General features: G+C 69.8%; 12 protein-coding genes and 2 pseudogenes. 8 read left to right on the forward strand and 6 right to left on the reverse strand.

Annotated elements, in window-relative coordinates; all coding sequences use genetic code 11:
- Window positions 1-8: 8 nt before the first annotated feature.
- Window positions 9-653 (reverse strand): hypothetical protein, encoded by a 645-nt coding sequence (locus WJ35_RS13360; protein WP_069239295.1) that lies wholly within the window; start codon window positions 651-653, stop codon window positions 9-11.
- A gap of 602 nt (window positions 654-1255) precedes the next feature.
- Between WJ35_RS13360 and WJ35_RS13365 the strand changes: the two genes are divergently transcribed.
- The 4 genes and pseudogenes from WJ35_RS13365 (at window position 1256) to WJ35_RS13380 (ending at window position 4149) form a co-directional block, all read left to right on the forward strand.
- On the forward strand, window positions 1256-1516 hold the full coding sequence (locus tag WJ35_RS13365) for a phosphopantetheine-binding protein (RefSeq protein ID WP_029226252.1): 261 nt from the start codon (window positions 1256-1258) through the stop codon (window positions 1514-1516).
- 108 nt (window positions 1517-1624) lie between these two features.
- A pseudogene (fabG, locus tag WJ35_RS13370) lies at window positions 1625-2345 on the forward strand (3-oxoacyl-ACP reductase FabG).
- Window positions 2346-2434: 89 nt separating this feature from the next.
- On the forward strand, window positions 2435-3250 hold the full coding sequence (locus WJ35_RS13375; protein ID WP_069239296.1) for a glycosyltransferase family 2 protein: 816 nt from the start codon (window positions 2435-2437) through the stop codon (window positions 3248-3250).
- A gap of 137 nt (window positions 3251-3387) precedes the next feature.
- Window positions 3388-4149, forward strand: coding sequence for a M48 family metallopeptidase (locus WJ35_RS13380; RefSeq protein WP_059713892.1), 762 nt, complete (start codon window positions 3388-3390; stop codon window positions 4147-4149).
- Between the two features lie 81 nt (window positions 4150-4230).
- Here WJ35_RS13380 and WJ35_RS13385 read toward each other — a convergent pair whose 3' ends face one another.
- From WJ35_RS13385 to WJ35_RS13400, 4 genes are read right to left on the reverse strand one after another with little or no spacing between them, the layout of a single operon-like run.
- Window positions 4231-5940, reverse strand: a complete 1710-nt coding sequence (locus WJ35_RS13385) for a lactate permease LctP family transporter (RefSeq protein WP_060236959.1) — start codon at window positions 5938-5940, stop codon at window positions 4231-4233.
- Window positions 5941-5988: 48 nt separating this feature from the next.
- Complete coding sequence (locus WJ35_RS13390) at window positions 5989-7434, reverse strand: LutB/LldF family L-lactate oxidation iron-sulfur protein (protein ID WP_060236890.1); 1446 nt, start codon at window positions 7432-7434, stop codon at window positions 5989-5991.
- Window positions 7397-8155 (reverse strand): LutC/YkgG family protein, encoded by a 759-nt coding sequence (locus tag WJ35_RS13395; protein WP_069239297.1) that lies wholly within the window; start codon window positions 8153-8155, stop codon window positions 7397-7399. The genes WJ35_RS13390 and WJ35_RS13395 overlap by 38 nt, the downstream gene beginning before the upstream one ends.
- Window positions 8152-8952 carry a (Fe-S)-binding protein gene (locus WJ35_RS13400; protein ID WP_069239298.1) on the reverse strand — a complete coding sequence of 267 codons (801 nt, stop codon included), beginning with the start codon at window positions 8950-8952 and terminating at the stop codon, window positions 8152-8154. The genes WJ35_RS13395 and WJ35_RS13400 overlap by 4 nt, the downstream gene beginning before the upstream one ends.
- A 127-nt stretch (window positions 8953-9079) precedes the next feature.
- Between WJ35_RS13400 and WJ35_RS13405 the strand changes: the two genes are divergently transcribed.
- The 4 genes and pseudogenes from WJ35_RS13405 (at window position 9080) to WJ35_RS13420 (ending at window position 13440) form a co-directional block, all read left to right on the forward strand.
- Window positions 9080-9796 carry a FadR/GntR family transcriptional regulator gene (locus WJ35_RS13405; protein WP_069239299.1) on the forward strand — a complete coding sequence of 239 codons (717 nt, stop codon included), beginning with the start codon at window positions 9080-9082 and terminating at the stop codon, window positions 9794-9796.
- A 314-nt stretch (window positions 9797-10110) separates the two neighbouring features.
- Window positions 10111-11736, forward strand: coding sequence for a phospholipase D family protein (locus WJ35_RS13410; RefSeq protein ID WP_069239300.1), 1626 nt, complete (start codon window positions 10111-10113; stop codon window positions 11734-11736).
- Window positions 11737-11859: 123 nt separating this feature from the next.
- Window positions 11860-12674, forward strand: a pseudogene (locus tag WJ35_RS13415) (class II aldolase/adducin family protein).
- A gap of 331 nt (window positions 12675-13005) precedes the next feature.
- Complete coding sequence (locus WJ35_RS13420; protein ID WP_069239301.1) at window positions 13006-13440, forward strand: CHRD domain-containing protein; 435 nt, start codon at window positions 13006-13008, stop codon at window positions 13438-13440.
- Between the two features lie 270 nt (window positions 13441-13710).
- Here the strand turns inward: WJ35_RS13420 and WJ35_RS13425 are convergent, their stop codons facing one another.
- The gene (locus tag WJ35_RS13425; RefSeq protein ID WP_069239302.1) at window positions 13711-14556 is read right to left on the reverse strand and encodes an EcsC family protein; all 846 of its coding nucleotides are present in this window, start codon (window positions 14554-14556) and stop codon (window positions 13711-13713) included.
- Window positions 14557-14575: the final 19 nt, after the last annotated feature.

The raw sequence follows: 14575 nt of genomic DNA on the forward strand, positions 1-14575 counted from the left end.
CCTTGGAATCATCGCGACGGCTGGGTCGACGCGCGGTACGCGCGCATCGAGTCGGCCATCGTCGTGCGCGCGTCGCCCGGCAGCGCGAAGCGCCGGCACGCATGCTCGGCGGCGAACATCACGGCGACGAGCGGCAGCGACAGGTAGTTCGCGAACGTCGACCACGCGGCGATCGGCGCGGTCGCGAACAGCAGCGTCGACACGGCGGCGATCGCGACGAAGAACAGCATCCACGCGATCGTGATCTGCCGCGTGTAGCGCGCGATGGCCGGCGTGACCGCGCCGTGGACCATCGCCGCGAAGCGCGTGCAGAGCGGCGTCTGCCCGGCCGCCAGCGTGCGCCCGAACAGCAGCGCCATCGCGAGGTTGAAGCTCGCGTGCTCCAGATACAGGCCCCAGCCGAAATGCCGCGCGAGCGGTTCGCGCGCGGCCCACAGCGCGGCGGCGGCGAGCGCCCAGGCCGGCACGAGCCACGCGCGCCGCGGCGAGCGCAGCGCCGCGCCGAGCGCGAGCAGCAGCGGCGGCACGAGCGCCATCGCGAGTCCGAAGCCATGCGCGCCGGGCGTCGCGGCCGCGTAGTGCGCGCCGATCTGATACGCGGCGACCGCGGCCAGCGCGCCGGCGCCGCGCGCGATGGCGAGCGGCGTGCTCATCGCGGTGCTCCCGCTGCGCGGCGCGCCCGCGCACGGCCGATGGCCGCCGCGGTAGCGCGGCGTACGGCTGGACGGACGGGAGCGGGGCGAATGAACGGGCGCGGCATGGCTGCTGGAAACATCGTGCGGATCGTCGCCCCACGCGTGCGTCGGGCTGTCAAAGGTCTTACGAAAAAGTCTTACGAAAAGGCTTGCGAACCATGGCCCGAACTCAGTCCGGGCCGGTGGTGACGCACGCACATTTTAGGGCCGCGGCGCGACGCTTCGTGATGGGCGCGGCCGGGTTTTGTAACGGATTGTATGGCGGCCGCGCGCACGCGTCGCTGCGGCGATTCATTTCGAGTCGAAGCGGCGCAAGCGTCTCGTGCGATCGGGGCCTCCAACTGGCCCGCGCGCGGGCCCTTCAGTCTGTAACCATTCGCGGTATACGCCCCGATACCCGTCGACTAGAATCCGCGTAACTTTTACACATGGTCCCCCATAACGCAGGCGGGGAAGCCGGCAGACGCTGGCGCGACGGCGCTTCACACGCGCCGCGCGGGCACGGTGGCTGCCGGTTCGATGCGCCTTTCGCTGCCCCCGGCCGCCTGCCCGCAAGCATGATGAACGCACTGGAACAAGAGCTCGCCGCGCTGATCATCGGCGAACTGAATCTCGAAGACGTGTCGCTCGACGCAGTGACCGCCGACACCCCGCTGTATGGGGAAGGATTCGGGCTCGACTCCATCGACATCCTGGAAATCGCGCTGCTGATCTCGAAGAAGTACGGCTTCGAGCTGCGCTCGGACAATCCGGATAACGAAAGGATCTTCGCGACGCTCGGCGCACTCGCCGCCTACGTCGCCGCGCATCGCGCGAAATGACGGCGGCGCGATACGGCACGCCATGGACGACGGCACGCGGCGACGCCTGCGGCACGATACGAGGCGGCGGCGTCGCTCAACGCGACGTGTAATGAACGGAGCCATTCGATGCGCGCGCTCGTGACGGGCGGCAGCGGCGCGCTCGGGCAGGCGATCTGCGAAGCGCTGGCGCTGGCCGGCCATGAAGTCTGGGTGCACGCGAACCGCCATCTCGCGCAGGCGGAAGCGGTCGCGCAGCGGATCGTCGCGGCAGGCGGCGCCGCGCATGCGATCGCGTTCGACGTGACCGACGCCGACGCGGTCGGTCGACGCCGCGCTCGCGCGGCTCGTCGACGACGCGCCGGTGCAGATCCTCGTCAACAACGCGGGCATCCACGCCGACGCGCCGATGGCCGGCATGTCGCGGCAGCAATGGCGCAGCGTGATCGACGTGACGCTCAACGGCTTCTTCAACGTCACGCAGCCGCTGCTGCTGCCGATGATCCGCACGCGTTGGGGGCGGATCGTCAACATCGCGTCGGTCGCGGGCGTGACCGGCAACCGCGGGCAGGTCAACTACGCGGCCGCGAAGGCCGGGCTGATCGGCGCGACGAAGTCGCTGTCGCTCGAGCTCGCGTCGCGCGGCATCACCGTGAACGCGGTCGCGCCCGGCATCATCGCGTCGCCGATGGCCGAGCACGCATTTCCCGCCGAGCGCATCAGGCAGCTCGTGCCCGCGCAGCGCGCGGGCCGGCCCGACGAAGTCGCGGGCATGGTCGCGTATCTCGTGTCCGATGCGGCGGCCTACGTGACGGGGCAGGTGCTGTCGGTCAACGGCGGTCTCGCATGACGATGCCCGCCGTGGAAACCCGATGCCGCGGTTCGTCGGCAGGTCATAAAATTCCGTCAGGATTCCCGTCTTCGACCTTGGCCGTGCCCATGTCCTCGCCGCGCGCTTCGTCCACCCATCTCGTGCTGATTCCGAGCTACAACCCGGGCATCCGGGTCGATGCGACCGTGCGCAGCGCCCGCGCGCTGTGGAACCCGGTGTGGGTCGTCGTGGACGGCAGCACCGACGGCAGCGCCGAGCGCCTGCAGGCGCTGGCCGAGCGCGATCCGGGGTTGCACGTGATCGTGCTGCCGGAGAACCGCGGCAAGGGCGCGGCGGTGCTCGCCGGGCTCGACGCGGCTGCCGCGCGCGGCTTCACGCACGTGCTGACGATGGACTCCGACGGCCAGCATCCGGCCCATCTGATTCCCGCGTTCATGGCCGCGTCGCAGGCCGCGCCCGACGCGATGGTGCTCGGGATGCCGAAGTTCGACGCCGACGCGCCGCCGCTGCGCGTGCAGGGGCGGCGGCTGTCGAACGTGTGGGCCGACGTCGAGACGCTGTGGGCCGGCATCGGCGATTCGCTGTACGGCTTTCGCGTGTATCCGGTCGCGCCGCTCGCGGCGATCATGCACCGGCAGATGTGGATGCGCGGCTTCGACTTCGATCCCGAAGCGGCGGTGCGGCTGTGCTGGGCCGGCGTGCGCCCGATCCGCATCGACGCGCCCGTGCGCTATTTCCGCGAGAACGAGGGCGGCGTGTCGCACTTCCATTACGGGCGCGACAATGCGCTGCTCACATGGATGCACCTGCGGCTGATCGCGGGCTTCGTGGTGCGGCTGCCGCTGCTGGTCGCGCGCCGGCTTACGCGCCGCTCGCGCCGCGCGTTCGACCGGCCGCGACGCGGCGATCGACCGTCCCGCTGACCGTCAATCCGTTAACTATTGTTACTTTCGGCCGATTGCGCCGGCAATGGTCCTGTCATTAGACGTAAACGTCTGGTAATTTTCTGCCGTTTTATGCAAAATCGCCGCTTCGAAATACAACTACCGAGGGTACACACATGCAGTTGAAGAATGCGGTTGCAGCTTGTGGCGTGGCGTTCCTGCTGAGCGCGTGCGGCGGCGTGCAGGGTCTCGACGCGAACGGCCTCGCGTCGGCCGGCTCGAACATGCTCAAGGCGGCGACGCTGTCGGACGCCGACATCGCCGCGCTGTCGAACGACTCGTGCAAGTCGAGCGACGCCCAGTCGAAGATCGCCGCGCCGGGCAGCGCGTACGCGAAGCGGCTGACGAAGGTGATGGCGGGCTTCGGCGACATGACGCTGAACGGCCAGAAGATCAACTACAAGGTCTACATGACCAAGGACGTCAATGCGTGGGCGATGGGCAACGGCTGCGTGCGCGTGTATAGCGGCCTGATGGACATGATGAACGACGACGAGCTGCGCGGCGTGATCGGCCACGAAATGGGCCACGTCGCGCTCGGCCACTCGAAGAAGGCGATGCAGACCGCCTACGCGGTGAGCGCGGCGCGCAGCGCGGCCGGCGCGGCGTCGCCGGGCGTGGCGGCGCTGACCAACTCGCAGCTCGGCGACATCACCGAGAAGTTCATCAACGCGCAGTTCTCGCAGTCGCAGGAAAGCGCGGCCGACGACTACTCGTTCGACCTGCTCAAGCAGAAGGGCATGAACCAGAAGGGGCTCGTCACGTCGTTCCAGAAGCTCGCGAAGCTGGACGGCGGCAAGAGCTCGATGATGGATTCGCACCCGTCGTCGGCGAGCCGCGCGCAGCACATCCAGGATCGCATCGCGAAGGGCAACTGATCAAAGCGCCGGCAAGGCCGGCGCTTCAGTCTGCAGACGAACCCCGCGTTCTCCGGAGCGCGGGGTTTTGTTTTTTTCAGGTTACGGCACCATCCCCGGCAGCACGTACGCCTGCACGAGCGTGATCAGCCCGACGATCACGGCGAACAGGAGGCTGTGCCGGACCGTGAAGCGGAACAGCTCCGCTTCCTTGCCGACGAGGCCCGTCGCCGCGCACGCGACCGCGATCGACTGCGGCGAGATCATCTTCGCGGTTACGCCGCCCGTCGTGTTCGCGGCGACGGCGAGCGTGTCCGGCAGGCCGAGCTGGTGCGCGGTCGCCTGCTGCAGCGAGCAGAAGAGGGCATTCGACGACGTGTCCGAGCCGGTCAGGAACACGCCGAGCCAGCCGAGGAACGGCGAAAAGAACGGGAACGCGGCGCCGGTGCCGGCGAGCAGCAGCGCGAGCGTCGACGACATCCCCGAATAGTTCGCGACGAACGCGAACGCGAGCACGAAGCCGATCGACAGGATCGGGCGCGCGAGCGCCTTCAGCGTCTCGCCGAACGTGACGAGCGCGTCGCGCGGCTTCATCCGCAACAGCACGATCGAGATCAGCGCGGTCACGAGGATCGCGCTGCCGACGGCCGACACCAGGTCGATCTTCAGCACCGCGTCGAGCGCCTTCGGCGTCGCGACGATCGGGGCGGTCTTGACGACGAGCTGGTCGAGCGCCGGCACCCTGAACTTCAGCACGGTCGCGGCGAGCGCGCCGTGCGGGGCGAACAGCGCCTTGAACGGCGCGAGGCTCCACACGGTGACGACACCCGTCAGGATCAGGAACGGCGACCACGCGCGCAGCGTCTGCGCGAACGTGTACGGCGACGCCTCGCGGCTCGTCGACGAACCGAAGCCGCCGAAGCCGGTGAGCGCCGCTGCGCCGCCGCCCGACGCGACCATGCCGCCGGCCGCCCCGCGGGCCGTCTGACGGGCGCTGCCCGGTTGCCACACCTTCAGGAACGCGGCGAGCGCGACGAGGCTGACGAGCGACGACGTGATGTCCGGCAGCTCGGGGCCGAGATGATTCGACGTGAAGTACTGCGTGATCGCGAAGCTGCCGCCGGCGACGAGCGCGGCCGGCCACGTCTGCCGCACGCCGCGCAGCCCGTCCATCATGAACACGAGCCAGAACGGCACCGCGAGCGACAGCAGCGGCAACTGGCGGCCGGCCATCGCGCCGATATGGAAAGCGTCGATGCCGGTGACCTGCCCCGCGACGATGATCGGGATGCCCATCGCGCCGAACGCGACCGGCGCGGTGTTCGCGATCAGGCACAGCCCGGCCGCGTGCAGCGGGCGGAAGCCGAGGCCGACGAGCAGCGCGGCGGTGATCGCGACCGGCGCGCCGAAGCCGGCCGCGCCTTCGAGGAACGCGCCGAACGAGAAGCCGATCAGCAGCATCTGCAGCCGCTGGTCGTCGGTGATCGACAGCACCGACGCGCGGATGACGTCGAACTGGCCGGTCTTGACGACGATCCTGTACAGGAACACCGCGGCGACGATGATCCACGCGATCGGCCAGAGGCCGTACGCGAAGCCGAAGCCGGCTGCCGCGAGCGCCTGCGGCGCGGGCATCCGGTACGCGAGGATCGCGACGCCGAGCGACAGCAGCAGCGTGATCGCGGCCGCGACGTGCCCTTTCAGCCGCAAGCCGGCGAGCGCGACGAAAAAGAAGATGATCGGGATCGCGGCGACGAACGCCGACAGCCCGAGGCTGCCGAGCGGGGTATAGATCTGATGCCAGGCCTGCATGGTTGTCTCCTCCATGTATGTCTATCGGTACGGGTCAAAAAGCGGGTGCTACTCGGGCTGGCCGCGCGCGCGCAGCAGGTCGGACAGGCTGCGCGGCGCCGGTTCGAGCGGCGTGCGGTGCTGCGTCCAGCCCATCTGCTGCGCGGGCGCGAGCGCGCGCAGGCGCGTCGCCGCCCAGCGGAACGCGCGGTACGCGCGCGGATGCGCGAACGCGCCGGACCAGAAGCGCCACGCGAGGTCTTCCGCGCGGCTGTAGTTCGCGCCCTGGCCGCGCAGCGGATGCGCGACCGGCTCGTCGGGCTTGCGGTTCGCCTCGGTGCGCAGCCGCACCAGCAGCTGCGGGATCGGAATCCGCACCGGGCACACCTCGCCGCACGCGCCGCATAGCGTCGACGCGGTCGGCAGGTCGGCGGTTGCGTTCAGGCCGAGCAGGTGCGGCGAGATGATCTTGCCGATCGGCCCCGGATAGGTCGTGCCGTACGCATGGCCGCCGATCCGCGTATAGACGGGGCAGTGGTTCATGCACGCGCCGCAGCGGATGCATTGCAGCGTCGCGCGCAGCTGTTCGTCCGCGTACGCCTGCGTGCGGCCGTTGTCGAGCAGCACGAGGTGCAGCTCGCGCGGGCCGTCGCGTTCGCCGTCGCGGCGCCCGCCGGTGATCAGGTTGAAGTAGGTCGTGATCGCCTGGCCGGTCGCCGAGCGCGTGAGCAGGCTCGACAGCGGCACGATGTGCTCGAGCTTCGCGACGACCTTCTCGATCCCCATGATCGCGATGTGCGTGTCGGGCACCGTGGTCGACAGACGGCCGTTGCCCTCGTTCTCGACGAGCCACAGCGTGCCCGTGTCGGCCGCCGCGAAGTTCACGCCCGACAGGCCGACGTCCGCATCGACGAACGCCTGGCGCAGTGCGCGGCGGCCGGTCTGGATCAGCTCGTCGACGTCTTCCGTGTAATGCGCGTCCGGAATGTGCGCCTCGAACAGTTCGGCGATGTCGCCGCGCGTCTTGTGGATCGCGGGCATCACGATGTGCGACGGCTTTTCGCCGGCGAGCTGGACGATGTATTCGCCCATGTCGGATTCGATGCAGTCGACGCCGCGCGTGGCGAGGTAATGGTTCAGCTCGATTTCCTCGCTCGCCATCGACTTGCCCTTGATCACGCGGCGCGCCTGCTTCGCCTGCACGATGCCGAGCACGATCGCGTTCGCTTCGTCGGCCGTCTCGGCCCAGTGCACGCGCACGCCGGCCTCGGTGAGCCTCGCCTCGAGCCGTTCGAGCAGCGCCGGCAGCTGCGCGAGCGCATGCTGCCGGATCGCCTCGCCGAGATCGCGCAGCTGCTGCAGCTCGGCGTCGTCGGGGAACTGCGTCGCGCGTTTGCCTTGCAGGAAATCCATCGCGCCGCGAAAGCTGCGGCGCAGCTTGGGATCGTCGAGCGCTCGGCGCGCGCGGGCCTTGAAGTCACCGGGGGCGACGAACTGCATCGGGTGGCCGCTCATCGCGCAGCTCCTGGCGATCGCGCGGGGCCGGGGCGTCGGCCGGATCTGTGACGATCACGACCCACAGACGGCGCGGGCCGTGCGCGCCGTAAGCGAGCGTCTGCTGGATGTCGGAGGTCTTCGACGGCCCCGACACCAGCACGAGATTGGTCGGCATGCCCGCCTGCCAGCGTTCGGCGTGCACGGCCGCATGGAGGTCCGCGTGCAGCGTGCGCGCATGGACGAGCGCGACGTGCAGCGGCGGCACCAGCGACACGGTGCGCGGCGTGCCGGCGTCGGGCGCGAGCACGAGCGTGCCGGTCGCCGCGATGCCCGAGCGCGCGATCGTGAAGCCCGCGTCGATCGTGTCGAACAGCTCGGCCTTCCATGCGTCGATCGGCCGGTCGAACGGCACGGTCGCGACGGTGTCGGGCAGCGCGCGGGCCAGCGCCGCCGATTCGGCGCGGGCCGGGTCGAGCAGCAGGCGGCGCACGCCGGCCGCGGCGAGGCGCTCGGCGAGCTGCGCGGGCCACGCAGCCGCGTCCGCGCACCAGACGTCGGCGTGCGACGCGGCGAGCGCGGCCTGCATCGTCTGCACTAGCGTGTGGAGATCGGCGGCGAGCGGGGCGCGCTGCGCGGCGTAATGCTCGCCGATGCGCGTGTCGACCGCGGCGCTCGCGTGCCCGGCGACGCCGGGCGCTGCGGCGCGCAGCCGCGCGAGGATCGCTTCGCGCGCGCTCATCGGTTGTCTCCGCGCAGCGACGCCGCGCCGGCGGTGCGGCGCCACAGGAAGCTCGCGAGGTGCTCGACCGGCAGCGGCGCGCCGGCCTTCGCCGCCGCATGGCCGATGTTCAGCAGGCAGCCGCAGTCGGCGGACACGAGCCGGTCGCAGCCGGTTGCGCACGCCGCCGCGACCTTGTCGCGCACCATCGCGCCGGAGATGTCGGGATGCTTCAGCGAGAACGTGCCGCCGAAGCCGCAGCATTCGGCTTCGCGTTCGTGTTCGATGCGGGTCACGCCGGGCAGCGCGTCGACGAGCGCGACGCCATGCGCGCGCGTGCCCATTTCGCGTCGCGCCGCGCACGACGTATGCAGCACCACGCGTTCGTCGGGGCCGGCTGGCGGCGCGATGGCGTCGAGCCGCACGTGCAGCACGTTGACGAGGAATTCGGCGAGTTCGTAGGTGCGCTCGGCGATCGCGCGTGCCTTCGCACCGTTCACGGGATCGTCGGCGAACAGCGCCGGCCAATGGTGCCGCATCATGCCCGCGCACGAGCCGGACGGGACGATCACGGGCCACGGCTCGGCGAACAGGTCGAGCTGCGCGGCGGCGACGCGGCGCGCGTCGTCGGGATTGCCGCTGCTGTAGGCGGGCTGCCCGCAGCAGCTCTGGCCCCGCGGATAGTGGACGGTCAGGCCTTCGCGCTCCAGCAGCCGCACCGCGTCGAGCCCCGCGTCGGGGACGAACAGGTCGACCAGGCAGGTCGCGAACAGATAGACGTCCGCGGGCGCGGCCGAAGGGTAGTGCCTTTCGTTCATGTCTCACTCCAGGTGACGGCGGCCCGGCACGCGGGACGGCTTTCGCTGCATAATTCCCGCGACGGCGCGTTGGCTCAAATTGGTTGGGCCAATCGACGCGACAGCGATACGAAACGGGGAGACGGCAATGGCGGCGATGACGGCACGGGGCCGGACCGAAGTGGTGATGCGCAAGATCGAGACGGCGCTGCTCGACGGCACGTGGCCGGCCGGCGCCCGGCTGCCGGCGGAGCGGGTGCTCGCGGAGCAGTACGGCGTCGCGCGCAACACGATCCGCGAGGCGATCCAGCGGCTCGTCGCGCGCGGCCTGCTGCAGAGCCGGCGCGGCGCGGGCGTGTACGTGACGGACCAGCTGCGCGCCGGCATCGCGTCGCCGTGGGGGCAACTCGTCGCCGACCATCCGGCGCTGCGCGACGACATCCTCGAGTTCCGCCGCGTGCTGGAGGGCGCGACCGCGTATTTCGCCGCGCTGCGCGCCGACGCGGGCGACCGCCGCCGGATCCGCGCGCTGATGCGTGAGCTCGAAGCCGCGCATGCGAACGACGACCGCGCGGTCGAGGCGGCGACCGACTCGAAGCTGCACGAGGCGATCGCGCTCGCGTCGCACAACACGATGTTCCTGCACCTGCATACGAGCGTGATCGGCATGCTGCGCGAGCACATTTCGATCAACGTCGCCGGGATGACGACCGACGACGAGCAGGCATCCGAACTGCTGCTGCAGCAGCATCGTGTGGTGTGCGATGCGATCTGCGCGCAGCGGCCCGAGGAGGCGCGCACCGCGATGCAGACGCATATCGACTATGTGCGCAGTCACTTCGAGCGTAACGGCGCCGCGTCGTGAGATTGGTTGGACCACGGCGCCTGTGGCCCGTGCCTGAACGCGCTGGCGGTGGGGCGGTGCGAGGGGCGGGGGCGGGGTGCCGGGTGCGCTCGTAGTACGGTCGAAGTGCAGTCGAAGTACGGCGGAGGTGCGATGGAAGTACGGCGGAAGCGCGATCGAACTACGCTCGAACCAAGGTCTCGGGGGCGCCCGAACGCCGCTCGACGCGCGATTGACCGGCTCGTCGGGCGCCCACTAGAATCGGTCGGAACTGCCCGTGCGCCGCGCGCCGCGGCGCTCACGTGCCCATTGACCCGACTGTCGAGGAAGCCTCCGTGCTCACGTCTTTGATCCGGCACGCGCCGGCCGCGCCGTGTTGGCGCGCCGTGTGCCGCCTGGCCCGCGCGCTGGCCGTCTGCGCGCCGCTGTCGCTCGTTGCCGCGTGCGCGACGCACCCGCCTGCGACGTCGCTCGAGCGCACGGTGTCGCACGCGTTGCCCGCCGATGCCGCGACGCCGCTGCGCACGGCGCTGGCCGCACCGGAAGCCGCACATCCCGGGCAGTCGGGCTTCCGCCTGCTCGCGGACGGCGCCGCCGCGCTGCAGATGCGTATCGCGCTCGCCCGCGCGGCGACCCGGACGCTCGACATGCAGTACTACATCGCAACCGAGGACACGACCGGCAAGCTGCTGCTCGGCGCCGCGCTGTATGCGGCCGATCGCGGCGTGCGGGTGCGGATGCTGGTCGACGACCTGAACTTCCGCGACATCGACCGCGTGATGGCCGCGCTGAACACGCACCCGAATATCGAGATCCGCGTGTTCAATCCGTTCGGCGTGTCGCAGCAGCGCGTGATGCAGCGCACGGCGAATTTCTTCACGCGGATCGACCGCTTCACGCGCAGGATGCACAACAAGGCGATGATCGCCGACAACCGGATCGCGATCGTCGGCGGCCGCAATCTCGGCGACGAGTATTTCAGCGCGAGCCCGACGCTGCAGTTCCGGGATCTCGACGTGCTCGCGGCCGGCCCGGTGACGCGGGACATCTCCGCGAGCTTCGATGCGTACTGGGCGAGCGGCAGCAGCTATCCGCTGCGGGTGCTGAATCATCAGACGTTCGATCCGAAGGATCTCGACGCGATGCGCGACGAGTTGCGCGCACATTGGCGCGAGAACGCGGAGCCGTACAACGCGAAGCCGCTGAACGCGACGCCGCTCGCGCAGCAGATCGCGCGCGGCGAGCTCGGCCTCGTCTGGGCGCCGGCCGAGTTCGAGGCCGACGCGCCGGACAAGGTCGCGCAGCCCACCGACGGCTACGTGAGCCCGCCGATGCGGCGTCTCGCCGAGCTGATCCGCACCGCGCAGCAGGAATTCCTCGCGTTCTCGCCGTATTTCGTGCCGCATGACGCGGGCGTGAAGATCCTCGGTGACACCACCGCGCGCGGCGTGCGCGTCGCGATCCTGACGAACTCGCTCGCCGCGACCGACGCGGTAGCCGTGCAGGCCGGCTACGGCCCGTACCGCGCGCCGCTGCTGCGGCACGGCGTCGAGCTCTACGAATACAAGGCGCGGCCCGACCGGCAGCGGCCGCGGCTGTTCGGTTCGCGCTCGCGCGCGAGCCTGCACGCGAAGGCCTACGTGATCGACCGGAAGATTCTCGTGATCGGCTCGATGAACCTCGATCCGCGCTCCACGCACCTCAATACCGAGCTGGCGCTCGTGATCCACAGCCCGGCGCTCGCGCAGCAGGTCGCGACGATCTTCGCGCGGGCGACGCAGCCTGACGAAAGCTACCGCGTGCAACTCGCGGCGCCGTCGGGGCCCGGCGCGTCCGAGCTGATGTGGACCGGCACCGACGACGGCGTGCTGCACACCTATCACGTCGATCCGTATGCGGGGCTGCTGCGCAATCTGCTGACCGGCGTGTTCATGCTGCTGCCGGTCGACGACCAGCTATAGGCGCCGGTCCGCGGCCGCCGTTCCCGCCGTTCCCGCCGTTCTGATACGTGCGGAAAGGTGATAAGGTTGCATGCACAACGATCAGGGAGCCGTGAAGGCGCCGCCGGAATCGCCGCACGTCGCGTGCGGCGCTGGCCAGCGCCTGCTCAACCGGAGCACTCGCATGCGTCACGTGCCGAACCAGCCGTTTTCCCGTCCCGCCCGCTTCGCCGACGCCGAATGGCAGGCGCGCGTGCAGCTTGCGGCCGCGTACCGCATCTTCGATCAGCTCGGCTGGACCGAGCTGATCTACAACCATATCTCGCTGCGCGTGCCGGATGCCGACGGGCATTTCCTGATCAATCCGTTCGGCCTGCATTACCGCGAGGTGTGCGCGTCGAATCTCGTCAAGGTCGACATCGACGGCAACGTGATCGGCCATTCCGACTGGCCGATCAATCCGGCGGGCTTCACGTTCCACGGCGCGATCCATGCCGCGCTGCCGGACGCGCATTGCGTGATGCACGTGCACACGACGCCCGCGATGGCCGTGTGCAGTTCGCGCGGCGGCCTGTCGTTCTCGAACTTCTACGCGGCGCAGCTGTACGGCAAGGTGGCGTATCACGACTTCGAAGGCATCACGGTGCATTTCGACGAAGGCCGGCGCATTGTCGCGAGCGCCGGCGGGCGGCCCGTGCTGCTGCTGAGGAACCACGGGCCGGTCACGATCGGGCGCCACGCTGGCCGAGACGTTCTCGCTGATGTGGCTGCTCAATCGCGCATGCGAAGTGCAGGTCGCGACGCACGCGATCGGCGACCCGCTGCCGATCGCGCCGCCGGTGCTCGAGGCGTGCGTGCGCGACTCGCTGAACTTCGACCCGAAGCACGGCGCGGGGCAGGATGCGTTCGACGCGCTGCAGCGCATCGTCGACCGCATCGATCCGGGGTATCGCGCGTGATGGATACGCGGGTGATGCGTAACTGCGGCGGGGCAGATTGCTTCGGGCTGCTTGCCGACGCCCGACGCCGAAGCGGCGGACGAGGCGGGTATCGCGTGCGCGACGAGCAAAAAAAACGCGGCCGGCTGGCCGCGTAAATACTCGCAGACTCCTTCGGACGAAGGAAACAAGCAACTGTGAAACGAAGTGTAGCGAAAGGCTGCGCGCGAATTCAGGCGTTGCGCTGCAAAGGTCCCTTCCTGGATTCGGCACGCTGCCGGATCGGCGCCGATCGACTACCATCACGTAGCGCCCCGGCCGCGGGGCGTACCACGTCGTACAAGGAGATTCCATGCCGAAGCTGCGTTTCCTCCAGGTGGCGTTACTCGCGGGCGTGCTGGCCGCCGGCAGCGCCGCGGCCGAAACGGTTCGCCTGGCTGCCGACCTTCAACCGTCGAGCGAGGTGCCGCCCACCGCGACCAAGGGTGCCGGCGCGGTCGACGCCACCTACGACACGGCGACCCACCTGCTGCGCTGGACCGTCACTTACGAAAACCTGACGGGGCCGGCGACGGCCGCACATTTCCACGGTCCCGCGCCGGTCGGGCAGAACGCCGGCGTGCAGGTGCCGATTCCGAAGGACGGCCTCGCGAGCCCGATCAGGGGTTCGAAGGAACTGAACGATGCGCAGGTGACCGAACTGATGGCCGGCAAGTGGTACTTCAACATCCATACGAAGGAGCATCCGTCCGGCGAGATCCGCGGGCAGGTGCTGCCGGCGAACTGATGCGCGCGGCGGCGTTTGACATATAGGGTGTCGAAGGCGGGTGGCGAGTCGGTCGAGATGACGTGTGGCTCGACAGGCCGCCGCTCGGGCAGATGTAAGCGCCGATCGCGCCGCAGGCGCGCGATGCTCGACCGCCAGTCGGCGAACCGGCGAACCGCCCGAACCGCCCGAACCGCCCGAACGCCCGAACGCCCGAACGCCCGAACGCCCAACGCCCAACGCCCAACGCCCAACGCCCAACGCCCAACGCCTCGCACCCACCCCCGCGCTTCACCGCGCCGGCGCGCCGTCGATCGCCTGATACGCGGCCCGCACGGCCGCGGCGCCGTACTTGCGCTCGAGCCGGCGCACGGTGAAGTGGCCGTGCGCCATCTGCTGGAAGTGATCGATGAACAGCGTGTTGACGGTCGCGCCGAGCACCGCGCCGATCGCCGGGATCGACTTCGCCGCCATCTGCTCGGTCACCTGCACCGAGAAGCGCGACGCGACGGTCTGCACGAGCCTGAACAGCGCGGCCGAGCCGTGCGCGCCGACGCCCTTCGACGTGATGTCCGACGACGCCTTCGAGATCGCCTGCGCGAGCGCGCCGCGCAGCACGAAGTAGCCGAGATCGGCGTCCTCTTCGTTCTTGTCCGGGTTGCCGCCCATCCCGAGTACCGCGAGGCACTGCAGCTGCGCGTCCACCGACGACAGGTCCTCGCCTTCGCTGCGCGCGATGTCGCAGACCGAGCGGAAGATCAGCGTCGTCGTGACCGGCAGTTCGACCGGCAGCGCGACGAAGCCGAACGCGCCGCCGGCGGCGCCCGTCGTCGCGACGGCGAGCTTGTGCAGCAGGTTGCTCGGCTTGTCGTGAGCGTCGGCGTCGGGCGCCGGCGGCTTGCCGAGCGTGCGCAGCGCGAGGTTCAGGCACTTGCGCAGCGCGAGCCGGGTCGCGTCGTTGATCTTGCCGGTCGCGAAATCCGGCAGCCTGCCGATCATCTTCTCGATCGGCGCGCCGAGCAGGCCCGTCAGCTTCATCGTCAGCGACGGGCTTTCGAGCACCTGCTTCGCGCGCCGCAGCGCATCCCGATCGTCTGCCGACAGCGTCGTCGCGACTTCGCTTGAAATCGGTTCCATCTTTCTCCTTCGCAGCTCG

It is taken from the genome of Burkholderia ubonensis, assembly GCF_001718695.1.
Lineage (GTDB): Bacteria > Pseudomonadota > Gammaproteobacteria > Burkholderiales > Burkholderiaceae > Burkholderia > Burkholderia ubonensis_B.